Annotated in this window: 16 protein-coding genes and 1 pseudogene; 16 read left to right on the top strand and 1 reads right to left on the bottom strand. The window is 44.6% G+C overall.

Annotation, left to right across the window (positions count from 1 at the left end; all coding sequences use genetic code 11):
- Positions 1–151: pseudogene (locus tag H141_RS0118905) on the bottom strand (IS4 family transposase); the annotation flags it as partial.
- Between the two features lie 52 nt (positions 152–203).
- Between H141_RS0118905 and H141_RS0118900 the strand changes: the two are divergent.
- From H141_RS0118900 to H141_RS0118825, 16 genes are all read left to right on the top strand, one after another.
- Positions 204–2,330 carry a flagellar biosynthesis protein FlhA gene (locus H141_RS0118900; RefSeq protein WP_083923093.1) on the top strand — a complete coding sequence of 709 codons (2,127 nt, stop codon included), beginning with the start codon at positions 204–206 and terminating at the stop codon, positions 2,328–2,330.
- A 2-nt stretch (positions 2,331–2,332) separates the two neighbouring features.
- Positions 2,333–2,998, top strand: a complete 666-nt coding sequence (locus tag H141_RS0118895) for a flagellar hook-basal body complex protein (RefSeq protein WP_019677842.1) — start codon at positions 2,333–2,335, stop codon at positions 2,996–2,998.
- A gap of 48 nt (positions 2,999–3,046) precedes the next feature.
- Positions 3,047–3,811, top strand: coding sequence for a flagellar hook-basal body protein (locus H141_RS0118890; protein WP_019677841.1), 765 nt, complete (start codon positions 3,047–3,049; stop codon positions 3,809–3,811).
- A gap of 2 nt (positions 3,812–3,813) precedes the next feature.
- On the top strand, positions 3,814–4,509 hold the full coding sequence (locus tag H141_RS0118885; RefSeq protein ID WP_169337191.1) for a flagella basal body P-ring formation protein FlgA: 696 nt from the start codon (positions 3,814–3,816) through the stop codon (positions 4,507–4,509).
- Positions 4,496–5,074 carry a flagellar basal body L-ring protein FlgH gene (locus tag H141_RS0118880; RefSeq protein ID WP_019677839.1) on the top strand — a complete coding sequence of 193 codons (579 nt, stop codon included), beginning with the start codon at positions 4,496–4,498 and terminating at the stop codon, positions 5,072–5,074. The genes H141_RS0118885 and H141_RS0118880 overlap by 14 nt, the downstream gene beginning before the upstream one ends.
- A complete protein-coding gene (locus tag H141_RS0118875; RefSeq protein WP_019677838.1) occupies positions 5,071–6,186 on the top strand; it encodes a flagellar basal body P-ring protein FlgI in 1,116 nt (371 codons plus the stop codon). The genes H141_RS0118880 and H141_RS0118875 overlap by 4 nt, the downstream gene beginning before the upstream one ends.
- A gap of 19 nt (positions 6,187–6,205) precedes the next feature.
- Positions 6,206–6,574, top strand: a complete 369-nt coding sequence (locus H141_RS0118870) for a hypothetical protein (protein WP_019677837.1) — start codon at positions 6,206–6,208, stop codon at positions 6,572–6,574.
- Positions 6,574–6,948, top strand: coding sequence for a flagellar basal body rod protein FlgC (locus tag H141_RS0118865; RefSeq protein ID WP_083923091.1), 375 nt, complete (start codon positions 6,574–6,576; stop codon positions 6,946–6,948). The genes H141_RS0118870 and H141_RS0118865 overlap by 1 nt, the downstream gene beginning before the upstream one ends.
- Before the next feature lie 58 nt (positions 6,949–7,006).
- Positions 7,007–7,291 (top strand): flagellar hook-basal body complex protein FliE, encoded by a 285-nt coding sequence (fliE, locus tag H141_RS0118860; RefSeq protein WP_019677835.1) that lies wholly within the window; start codon positions 7,007–7,009, stop codon positions 7,289–7,291.
- A 3-nt stretch (positions 7,292–7,294) separates the two neighbouring features.
- Positions 7,295–8,656, top strand: a complete 1,362-nt coding sequence (locus H141_RS0118855) for a flagellar M-ring protein FliF C-terminal domain-containing protein (RefSeq protein WP_019677834.1) — start codon at positions 7,295–7,297, stop codon at positions 8,654–8,656.
- Positions 8,637–8,978, top strand: a complete 342-nt coding sequence (locus tag H141_RS0118850; RefSeq protein WP_169337190.1) for a hypothetical protein — start codon at positions 8,637–8,639, stop codon at positions 8,976–8,978. The genes H141_RS0118855 and H141_RS0118850 overlap by 20 nt, the downstream gene beginning before the upstream one ends.
- A complete protein-coding gene (locus tag H141_RS0118845; protein ID WP_019677832.1) occupies positions 8,975–9,652 on the top strand; it encodes a FliH/SctL family protein in 678 nt (225 codons plus the stop codon). Before H141_RS0118850 ends, H141_RS0118845 begins: the two co-directional genes overlap by 4 nt.
- Positions 9,645–10,997 carry a FliI/YscN family ATPase gene (locus H141_RS0118840; RefSeq protein ID WP_019677831.1) on the top strand — a complete coding sequence of 451 codons (1,353 nt, stop codon included), beginning with the start codon at positions 9,645–9,647 and terminating at the stop codon, positions 10,995–10,997. Before H141_RS0118845 ends, H141_RS0118840 begins: the two co-directional genes overlap by 8 nt.
- Positions 10,990–11,439 (top strand): hypothetical protein, encoded by a 450-nt coding sequence (locus H141_RS21690; protein WP_019677830.1) that lies wholly within the window; start codon positions 10,990–10,992, stop codon positions 11,437–11,439. The genes H141_RS0118840 and H141_RS21690 overlap by 8 nt, the downstream gene beginning before the upstream one ends.
- On the top strand, positions 11,432–11,962 hold the full coding sequence (locus tag H141_RS0118830) for a hypothetical protein (RefSeq protein WP_019677829.1): 531 nt from the start codon (positions 11,432–11,434) through the stop codon (positions 11,960–11,962). Before H141_RS21690 ends, H141_RS0118830 begins: the two co-directional genes overlap by 8 nt.
- A 29-nt stretch (positions 11,963–11,991) precedes the next feature.
- Positions 11,992–12,212, top strand: a 221-nt coding sequence (locus tag H141_RS0118825; protein WP_019677828.1) for a transposase, incomplete at its 3' end; no start/stop codon positions are given.

The raw sequence follows: 12,212 nt of genomic DNA, 5'->3' as shown, positions 1-12,212 counted from the left end.
TCTCATATTCACGGCCAATAGCGGTAACCGTGCAGCAGCCTTTTTTCATAAGGCTTTGTGCAGCAGCACTTAGCGCAGAAAGTCTGGCTTTATGCATACTTTTAGGGGTGACAAATGAGAGAAAATCGGCGAGCATTGTTTTTACATTCATGGCAGCATTCATGGTTAGGTGTTTTTGGCGAAAGATCAGATCGGGAACTGCCATGAATGTTCCCTTCGCCTTTAACTATTTGTTTTATCTACGCCATTCGTGGGGATTCGTCAGGCGGATTATACCTTTTTTAAAATCACAGCAAGATTTAGTGATGGTTTTTTGTGTGGTAGGCATACTTACCATGCTGTTTGTGCCGATACCAGCGGTGTTATTAGATTTGCTGTTAATTGTTAATTTAGGGTTCGGCCTACTTATATTACTATTAACTTTTTACACCGATAAACCTTTAAGCTTTTCTACCTTTCCCTCTCTATTATTAATAACCACACTCTTTAGACTGGGGCTTAATATTGCCTCGACTCGCTTGATTCTAAGTGAAGGCGATGCAGGACAGGTTATTAATGCGATTGGCGAGTTTGTTGTTTCCGGCAACTATGTTGTCGGCTTGGTGGTGTTTTTTATTTTGATAGTTGTGCAATATGTTGTAGTGACAAATGGTGCGCAACGAGTAGCAGAAGTCGCTGCACGTTTTACCCTGGATTCTATGCCCGGTAAACAAATGAGCATTGATGCTGATTTGAATATGGGATTAATTGATGAAAAATCAGCGAAAAAACGACGCGAAAATATTGAGAAAGAAGCCAACTTTTATGGCGCAATGGATGGTGCAAGTAAGTTTGTAAAAGGTGATGCCATAGCAGGCATCATTATTATTCTTATTAATATTATTGGCGGGTTGTCTATTGGCATCGCTCAGCAAGGGATGAGTTGGGGTGATGCTATGCACACTTACACTCTTCTAACAGTTGGGGACGGTTTAGTCACCCAAATTCCATCACTTATCATTTCAACAGCTACCGGTATTATCATTACCAGAGCCGCTACCGATGCTCAGTTAGGCACTGAACTAGGTCAGCAAATTGTGTCTAACCCAAAACCTTTATTCATTGTTGCCGCAGCCTTACTTCTAAGCTTAATGCTCCCTGGTTTACCTAAAGTACCACTAGTTATTTTAGCTGCTTTTTTCTTTTTACTTGGTTTCGTCGCGTTTAAAAATAAGAGCCAACTTGATGCCGAACTCATGCCTGAGAAAGAAGCAGATAGTGGTAGCGATCAGAATGCGCCTGTATCAACCATCGAATCACTTTTAACGGTATATCCTATAGAGCTGGCAGTTTCAGCGGCACTTTACGACAAGCTCAACCAATCACCTGCGGTGACGAGTCGCTATGAAACTTTCCGCAAGCAATTTGCTTTTGATATGGGTATGGTTTTGCCAGGCATTAACGTTGTTTCCGATCCTAAATTGAAAGAACAGCGTTACGAAATCAGGTTGCTCGGTGTGTTGTTTGGTAAAGGCGAACTGTACCCCGAACAGAGTTTAGTTATGGGGGCCAAAAAGGATTTTGCGCCAGAAAACGGTATAGTTACTAAAGAGCCAACTTATGGCTTGCCGGCTGTGTGGGTTGATGACACTCATGCTGCGGTGGCTCGGGCATCAAAATACACCGTGGTAGATGCGCAGACCGTGCTATTAACTCATATCACAGAAATACTAAAAAACCATGCATTTGAGCTGCTCACGCGGCAAGAGACAGAAAAACTAATTACTCGCATTTCCGCATCAAATGCCGGTTTAATTGATGAAGTTATACCTGCTACATTCAATTATTCTGATATCCAAAAGTTGCTGCAGCATTTATTGAGAGAAAAAGTATCGGTAAGGAATCTGGCGGCGATTTTAGAGTGTCTGGCAGAAAACGCCAAGGTAAATAAAGACTTCAATTTTATACTTGAGCAAAGCCGACTTAAGCTCAAAGGCCACATTGTACAAAAGTTAACTGATAGCGATGGATGCTTACATGTTATTACGTTGGAATCTGCCTTAGAGCAACAGCTGTTACAAGGACTGCAAAACGAGCACGGTAAAGCATTCTTTAGTATCGAACCGCAACTAGCTGAGCAAATTATTCATCAACTTACCACGTTTTCGGACAATCTAATTTCCCGTCGCTTATCCATAGTCGTGTTGTGCTATCCGCAAGTTCGAGCTGCATTAAAACAACTTATTGACAGGGTACTGCCGCATACTCATGTTCTGTCAATTAATGAAGTGCCGGCTTCTGTCACTGTAAAAACAGCAGGTTTGGTCCTGCGCAAAAGTAAGGCGGCTTAACTATGGATACTATTCAGTTAATAGATGCTGCGCTGAACCGAGACCTGAAACATTTGAGTCAAGTTAGTCAAAATGTAGCAAATGTAAATACTAACGGCTATATGGCAGTGAAAAGCTTTGATCAGGTGTTGATGACGCAACCACAAACCCATGTTTTACAGCATGCAGCTGGTATAAGAGATACCGGTCGTAGTCTGGATATTGCGATTGTCGGTGATGGTTTTTTTCGTGTACTGCTTGATGGTAATGAATATCTGACTCGAAACGGTCACTTTCACATCAACTCTTCTGGTTATCTGGCACACGCCAGTGGTGCCTTAGTGCTTGGGGAGCAAGGACCAATAGTCGTCCAGGCAGACGGGCTAAGCATTTCACCGGACGGTTGGTTAAATCAGGCCGGTACTCCATTGACTAAACTTAGCATTAGTATAAGTGCAGAGCTTAAAGAGTCCCGGCTTGGCCAGGGTTTATATGTCTCAGATTTACCTGGCAGGCAGCTTGAAACATACGCGGTTAAAATTGCTGCGGTCAATACCTCAAATGTTAACTCTAGTGCCGAAAGTGTTCGAATGATGGAGTTGAGTCGGCATATTCAAAGCCTGCAAAAAGCAGCCGCGTCATACGATCAAATGCTGAGTAGCGGTATCAACGAACTGGGTAAAAAGTGAGGATGTTATGAAATTTTATTGCGGTCAACCCGTTAACAGGAGTTGCAAATGATTGATTCACTTTATATTGCTGAAAGTGGGATGAACTCTCAGCAAAAGATGATAGAGGTAATATCTAATAATATTGCTAATGTCTCTACTCCGGGCTTTAAGAAAACCGGTGCCACTTTTGCAGACGTTGTCTATCAACCGGCCTCAAACTCAAACGATGGTAATGTCGATGTGTTGGGTAGAGGTGTCGCCATTAGTCAGCTCCAGGTTGACTTTCGCGTCGGTGATTTAAAACAAAGTGGTAATCCTTTAGACATTGCCATAAATGGTAATGGCTTTATACCGGTCATAACGTCACAGGGTGACGAGGCTTATTCACGGGGTGGCCGGCTAAAAGTCGATTCGCAAGGATATCTTGCTACGCAGCAGGGACATCGGCTGGCAAATGATGTGCAAATCCCACCAGAAACTTCCGACCTTACTATTACCGCAAATGGCATTGTATTGGCCCGAGTGCAAGGAAGTGCAGAGCTTATAGAGCTTGGCAATCTTGAACTTGTGACTTTCAGCAATACTTCAGGGTTACGTCAGACAGAGGCTAACGTTTATCAGGCAACAGAGGACGCTGGTGAGCGAAGTTATGCGGCGCCCGGTGAACGGGGGATTGGCCAGTTAATTCAGGGTTTTATTGAGATGTCTAATGTGTCGATGAATGAAGAAATGGTTAACCTGATGTTGGCGCAACGCAGTTACCAGCTGAATGCCCGTCTTGTTCAGGTATCTGACCAAATTCTGGACACCATTAATAATATCAGACGATGAACATGAATCACTCTGCATTTTTTTCATTCTGGCTGGTGGTTATTCTTATAGCATTTAAGGTACAGGCTTCATCCTGTCTGAACAAAGCTGAGTTAGATAGTTATGCACTTAACTATCTACAACCCTTGTTTAGTGAAAGAGCTGCCAGATTAACCAACATAGAGTTGGGCGATAGCAATTTATCATTTTGTGTGTCTCGGGAAGCCAGACCTACCATTAGCATAAGTGATCACGGCGCTATCTTTACAAAAATGTGGCTGGATATGACATTAGATAACGGTAAGAGGGCTCGCTATAAAGCGCATTTCACCTTTGAAAAACGCGTCTGGCGTGTCAAGCACTCTCACCATGCAAATGATGTTTTGACATTGAATGAAGTAAAACCTGATTGGCAACTTAGTACACGTTTAATGCTCAACGACACACTTTTTGATTCGCCAAACAGTCACTACAAAGTGTTAAGAAGTATCCGTAAAAACCAGATTTTATCAAACAAAGAAGTTGCTGCGTTAATGCTCGTCGAGACAGGGCAGGATGTTGTAGCGAAATATCACTCTGGCAGCATTATGTTAGAAGTCCAAGCCAGAGCCCTCAAAGCTGGAAATCTGCATGACAGAATAACAGTGCTTTTAAGCAACCAGAATGAGCCTGTTGAAGGGATTATTCAAAATAGTACGGACGTATATGTACAACATTAAATTTCTCATTATGTTTTTCTTATTCAGCGTTATTAGCGCAGAGCTGCAGGCAACATCGCTGTTTGATGAAGAAAAATTTAAATCGATTACTGCTGATCACAAGGCACTGCGTGTTGGGGATACATTGACAATTTTAATTTTTGAAAATGCTCAAGCGCGCAGTAGTGCCGGAAATTCATCAGATTCTAATTTTGAATTGTCTGCATCAGGTACCAGTCCACAGGGACGCTGGCCTTTTGGAGTTGACGTCTCTGCAGGAGAACGAGGCGACGCGGTTATTAAACGCAATGGTTTTGTGCAAGCGCAAATCACGGCTGTTGTGATCGCACAGGATGAAAATGGCAATTTAATGGTGCAAGGGCGACAGGAAATCACCATTGATGAAGAATTGCAAAGTATCGAGTTGACCGGCCAGGTTCGTCCTGCTGATATTTCTGCCGACAATTCCGTGCCCTCGTTCCGCTTATATGATGCCAAAATTAAAATTGCAGGGCAGGGATACGTTACTGACGGCAAAGACAGCGGTGTTTTTTACAAAGTTTTTAAGTGGTTGGGGCTGATATGATTTACAGATATATATTGTTGGCTCTAGCAATCGCTGCTCTGCCTTTAACACAGGTGTATGCCAGCGGGTCAGTTCGTATTCGTGATATTAGCAGGGTTGAAGGGGTTCGAGATAACTCGTTGATAGGTTACGGCGTCGTGGTCGGTCTGGCGGGTAGTGGTGATTCGTCACGCAACAGCGCTACGCTTCAATCAGTTCGAAATACCCTGCAGAACTTTGGGCTGGTGCTACAGCCGGAAGATATAAGAAGCAATAACGCAGCTGCAGTAATTGTCACAGCTGAGCTTCCACCATTTGCCCAGCCTGGTGACAGAATAGATGTAAATGTTTCATCAATTGGTGATGCGCGCAGTCTAAGTGGCGGTACACTTTTTATGACCCCCCTCAAGGGCGCTGACGACAGGATTTATGCCTTGGCACAAGGAGTACTGGCGGTTGGCGGTTATCGCTTTGAGTCTAACCAAAATGTAGAACAACGTAACCATCCAACATCAGGATTTATCCCTCAAGGCGCGTTAGTCGAGCGCGAAGTTGTAACGAAAATTAGTCATGATGGCAAACTGAATTTAGTACTTAATCAGCCAGATTTTATTACTGCTGAGCGCATGGTTCAGGCTCTTAGACAACATTTTCCGCAACTGAGTATTAGTGCACTTCACGCAGGTCGCATCTCCGTGCAGGGGGTCGCTGATGACGAAATCATGTCAACGATAGCTAACATTCAGCAGGTCAGAATTACGCCAGCCACTCTGGCAAAAGTCGTTGTCAACGAAAAGACCGGTACCATTGTTTCAGGTGCAGATGTGCGAATTGACAATGTCGTCATATCCCATGGTGGTATCAAATTAAGTATCGATACTAAGTTTATGGTGTCGCAACCTCAAGGTCTGATTGGTCGGGTTGGTGATGGTATCCAGACGGCTGTTGTGCCTCAGACAGAGATAACCGTAACTCAGGACGGTGAAGCATTCTATGCAAATGGCGGGACCGCCAGTATTGCGGAGCTTGTGGATGCGCTTAAAACGCTTCGGCTTTCGACTAGAGATATCATTTCTATCCTGCAGGCTTTGAAGCAAAGCGGTGCGCTGCATGCAGAGCTTGTTGTTCAATAATTGTCGAGGAATTAACATTATGCCAGATACCACAATTGAGTTGTTAAGGCTGTCGTTAGCAGTCTCCAGAGCACAACAACAAACGCATATGGAGAACATTGCCGGTTACACCGGTTCAGCCCAGCAAGTGAATGCTGTCGATTTTGGTGACGTTATGTCGCAACTGAGCAATTTGGATGATATGTCAAAAAACAAGTATATAAGTCATCTGATGACAGATTGGTCAGATACGTTGTCACGCCAGACAACGACCACGCTTGAAAGTGTAAGTCTGGATAATGAAGTTGCCAAGATGACACTTGTCGCAAGCGGTTATCAACGCAGTGCGGAGTTATTAAACCGTAAGTTAGCAATGATGCAGCTTGCCGTCACTGGGGGGCGTCGTTAATGTCATCAGATCTATACGCAATAAGCATGCAAGGGCTTACAAATGAGCGAGCAAAAATTGAAGCTGCAAGTGCAAATATTGCCAACATGAATATGGTGGCTTCAGATCCCTCTCAGGTATATCGCTTAAAGCGAGTTGATTTCTCAGCCTCATTAACCGGACAAGCTGTTTTGACGGAAGTACACAGTGTCAAAACAAATTATCAGCCAGAGCATCCTTTAGCTGATAAACAAGGTTTTATTTATCAGCCTGACGTTAACCTGGCTTCTGAAATGTTGCAGTTAAATCTGGCTAATCGGGCCTATGAGGCAAATATTCGTGCATTTAATGCATTAAAGGATATGAACTCGAAAGCGATGGAAATCGGCAAGTAAACATGAGCCACACTGGGGCGACATTAGCGTGGAAAGTAGTTAAGTAAAGGGAAAAATAATGAGTGCAATAGAAGCAATTGCCATGCAGGGTATTGAAGGTTTACCAAGTGTAAATAGTCCTTTGAAAGCAGATTCAGAACTGTTTATGTCTTATCTAAAAGAGACAAATGAGGCATTGGCGAGCAGTGATAGCATGTTGCAGCGTTCTGCAATGGGAGAGAGTATCGCACCTCATGAGCTGATGCTTAGCCTGGAAAATGCCAAATTGCAATTGCAATTGTTGGTTGAGGTCAGAAACAGATGTGTTGAGGCATATCAGGAAGTTATGCGGATGCAGGTATAAATTATGAGTGGAACCTGGAGCGAAATGTCAGTTGCGAAGCGAATATCTTTTGTTGCTCTATTGGGCATGCTAGTTATTTGTACCTTGTGGGGCATAGTCTATGTCACTAAAAGTCACTATCAGCTTTTGCCTGATTTATCTCAGGCAAAATTTGCAGACGTTGTCGCAGCTACAGAAAAAGATATCCTTGATTATCAGATAGATGATCAAGGGCGGGTACTTATAAACGAACGTGATTTTAGCAAAGTGCAAATGCTGATCCAGCAAAGTACTAAACCTGCTTTTAATTCACAAGGCCTTGAGTTATATGACGATGTTGACTACAGCATGACTGAGCATACTCAAAAAGTCACTTATCAAAGAGCTTTGCAAGGTGAGCTGGAACGCACGTTGACAGCACTGGAGTTTATTCAGTATGCCCGGGTGCACTTATCTTTCGCAGAACGAAAACTGTTTTCCTCTGAGCAAAAGAAAGCAAAAGCAGCTGTAACCTTATTTGCCAAACAGCCTTTATTGTTACAACAGATCAGAGGGGTGCAGCAACTTGTAGCAGCCTCCGTTGACGGTCTTGACGCTGCAGATGTCACTATTCTTGGAGGAGAAGGTCAAATACTCTCTGTCGCCGAAAACGAAGCATTTGGAAACGTCGCGGGCCTGTCACCTCATGCCACAATGGAGCAGCGTTTAGAACAAAAAGCCGCTAAAGTACTCGAGATGTTTTTTACGCCGTCACAATTTGCGATCAGTGTAAATGTTGAGCTGGATTTTGCCCAGCGCAAAGCGGTTAGTCAGCATGTTCTGCCTCTGGCTGATGGCAAGGGCGCAATAAAACAGCAACGACAGACTACCAGTCAACAGCCGGCTGGCGCCGATAGCACGGGTGCTGCAAATCAAAGTACGGAAACAGAATATCTTCATGGTACACGTACTGAAGAGGTTAAGGATGTTGCAGGCAAAATTTCCCGCATTAGTCTGGCAGCTGTAATTCAAACTGACGTTGATGAACTCACTAGGCAACAGCTACATACTTTGTTAATGGCTGCAACAGGTATCAATATTGCGCGGGGAGACAGCATTAGTGTCGAAGCAATCTCTGCTCCGTTTAAGACTGAAACAGTATCCGCGGTCATGCCAGATGTTACATCTTTCAGTTCACCAGCTTCACTTCCGATTGATGATAGCGCACCTTCAGAAAGCCATGACGCGGCCACTTCGATAGTTAGCTGGTGGTGGTTGTTATTAGCGTTGCTAATTTGTTTGGCTTGTCTGGTGTTGGCATTTGGTCGCAAACGGCGTTTACAAAGCCGGAAAATGACGCTATTGCAGGTGCAGCAGTGGCTGAAGGATGGACATCATGCACTCTAATGCAAAGGGCGTGCGCTTGGCTGCACTTAAATTGGCACAGATGTCCTGGTCTGACCGGCGTTGGATTTTATCAAAGCTGCCGTTGGTGCAACAGCAAGCGGTCAATACTGCTTTAACAGAGCTTCGCGCTTTGAATATCAGTAATAAGACTGAACTGTTGCAGCAGTTAATTGGCTCGCACCCTTTGCAAGAAACAGAGGACAAAAGTGCATTCCGAAGGGATTTAAGACTATTTCTTTTAGAAGATCAGAACACAATAACTGCGGCCAGTAAAAATTTGTTAGCTCGTTGTATGGATGAAGTGTCGGAGTCTGCGGTATGACAGCCATCAAAACTTTTGTGCCTGTTCGTAATACGGCGGTAATGAAAGACGAAGAAGCCGAAAAGGTGGTGCCACAGATCCATTTGCTGTTGCAGCAAATGGATAGCAACGAACGCAAGCAACTGTTGGTAAAAGAGTTCAGAGCAGAACTTGAAGCCGTTATTAAGCAGGAAACTGAAAGTGCAGTACAAATAGCGGTAGAACAGGCGCAGGCCTTGCAGCAAAAGAAGCTGGTGGAGCTTGAGGCAGAGCACCGGCAGCAGTTTGCGGATGCCATAGCGCAGTGGCAGGCGCTGCTTTCGGGCTTGGATATTGCGAAAATGCCAGTTAATATCAGCCAGGAGGACGATCTAATCGCTATCGTAGCAGAGGCGACATATCGCGTATTGACAGAGCACCTGAGCCCGTCCGAACATTTGCAAAGAATAGTGCGTGAGGCTGGCAAAGAGTTTATATCAGATAAACCTGCCAGACTGCTTTTGTCAGAGACCGATTACAAACTTGTTAAGGACGTCTCAGTACCAGGCAACATAGACATTGCGTGCAGCGCAGAGTTGGATTCTGGTGCATACCAGCTGGAGCTTGGCAAAGCGAAAATTACATATTCGTTAACTGAAAGACTGAGTCAGTTAGCTTCGTCATTATTAAACGCCAGAGCGAAGTCAAATGACTGAATTGTTATCTACTAACACAGCAGGTCTTCGCGAGCGTTATCTAAGTTCGCTGTCACAAATAGCTTTGTATAATAAAACCGGCATTGTCTTACAAAATACTGGCCTGGTGATTGAGGTGAATTGCCCTGGTCTGTTTTTAGCGCAATTGTGTGAAATTTTGCCATCTCGTCCCGGGGCAGACAGTATTCTTTGCCAGGTTATTGGTTTTAAAGAGCAACGTACCCTGGTTATGCCCTATAAAAAAGCTGCGGGTATTACCTACGGTTGTTGTGTAAGGGCACTTGACTCATTCGTTAGCGCACCTGCTGGCTTGTCTTACATTGGTAGAATAGTCGATGCTTTTGGTGTTGCACTGGATGATGGCAGTGCGATAAAACCTGACGCTTACATGCCAATTTATCGTGAACCAATAAACCCGTTAAACCGGAAAACTATTGATGAAATCCTCAACACCGGTGTTAAAGCGCTTGATGCTGCGCTAACACTGGGCAAAGGACAGCGAATAGGACTGTTTGCAGGTAGTGGCTTAGGGAAAAGTACGTTGTTAGCCGCAATGTGCCAGCAGCGACAGGATAAAAAGCAGGTAAATATTATTGCCCTGGTGGGCGAGCGTGGCCGTGAAGTTCAGGAGTTTGTGCAAGAGACGCTTGGTCCAAACGGAATGCAAAACTCTGTTGTTGTTGCGGCAACTGCCGAGCAGCCGCCGTTAATCCGGGCCCAGGCGGTGTATACCGCCGTAGCGATGGCTGAATACTTCTCTGAACAAGGTATTGAAGTTCTGCTTGTTGTTGATTCGATGACACGTTTTGCCATGGCACTTCGTGAAGTTGGTCTCGCTGCCGGTGAGCCGCCCACAATGCGCGGTTATACCGCATCAGTGTTATCGGCAATACCCTCCGTTGTAGAACGCTGCGGTAATTTTGCTGGTCGAGCTGCAATTACAGGTATTTTTTCGGTACTCACTGAGGGGGAAGAGAATAGCGATCCGGTTGCCGAGACACTTAAAGCTATTCTTGATGGTCACATTATGCTGAGCCAAGTGTTGGCTCAACGAGAGCATTATCCCGCCATTGATATCAGCCGCTCAGTAAGCCGTTTATTTGGCCGACTTGCCAGCCAAGAACAAAAACAGGCTGTAAAAACCCTACGTAATACCTTGGTTAGCTTTGAAGAAAACCGCACTTTGCTTGAGATGGGAATGGCAGACAATGCCGGCACCCAAAAATTACGCAAAAACTATCTGGCGTCATGTTTATTTCTTCAACAATCGCATCAAGAGCATTTCTCCCTTAGCGACAGCCTGCAGCAGCTTATCACCTTATCGAAGGGCTGCCTTGATGACTGATCAATTTTTACAGAAAAAATATCAACATTTATTGTTGTTTAAATTACTTGAGCAGGTGAAGGCAACAGAACTGCAACTGCAACACCAAAACTGTCTTAATGAATTGCAGCTGCTCGAACAGGCAATTGCCGAGAGTGATAGTGATTTGGTACGACATCAAAATTTTGTCAGCCAAGTTTTTTGTCCTGAGCTAAAACAGCTGCAATTAAAAAGTTTGCAACGGCAACAACATGAGACAACGCGTCTAGCCAACGAACTAAGGGCAGTCTCACAACGCGCCGACACTATTCGGTCTGCTTATAACCAGTGTAACTATGTCGTTTCTGCTTATCGGGAGGCTGCCGTACCAGTGATAAATAGTCTGCGTGAACGTAAAACTGAGCGGCATGATCAACAAATTAATGCGTTGCATTACCAAAGGAAATATAACGGCCATGGATAATCTGATAAATAATGCGTTACCTGGGCTGCTTTCACCACTGGCCTTAACAGAAGGTGCGGTAGATGCTGCCGGTATAGCATTGCAGTGGCAGCAAAAGCTGGTGACGTCTGAGCCTGCCATGCCAGGAAAACTAACGCTAATAGCCGATATGCAGATGCCGTATCCACGGGTAGAAACATCATCAGAATTGCGATTACAGCAACTGACTTTATCGGCCCCTCAACAAGCAGAAAAGCAGATGCCGTATCCACTGGTAGATACTTCACTTATGTTGTCATTACAGCAACTGGCTTTGCAAGTTTCACCTGAAAAAGGCATGGCAGATAATGCAGTTACCGTTAATTTGCTCCAGCTGGCAGCTGTCCAGTCGATACCAACCTATGGTGTCTCTGGTCATACAACAGTAACAGAGTCAAGGTTGCTGAGTTGGGGTAATGCAGGACAGGGGATACTATCTTATTTATCCACTTACCCTAATACAGGGTTTAGTGATCCGTACCAACACTTTTGGACACCTTGCTAAGTGAGTACAATCGCTTAACGAGGTGAATAATGTCAACAAAGAAAGTCCGTAAAGTCCATACCGCTGAATTTAAAGCTGAAGCCCTGAAACTAGCTGATAAGATTGGCGTTGCAGCCACAGCAAGAGAGCTGAAGCTGCATGAGTCTCAGTTATATAATTGGCGCTCAGCAGCCGAGAAAAAGTCTACGACCAGTGACCGTGAATCCGAGCTTGCTGCTGAAGTTGCCCGTTTGAAGCGCCAATTGGCTGA

Origin of the sequence: Arsukibacterium perlucidum DSM 18276, from assembly GCF_000382165.1 — a bacterium.
GTDB classification, from domain to species: Bacteria; Pseudomonadota; Gammaproteobacteria; order Enterobacterales; family Alteromonadaceae; genus Alishewanella; species Alishewanella perlucidum.
Note: the sequence above shows the minus strand (reverse complement) of the source record. Positions and strands in the feature narration are given on the sequence as shown.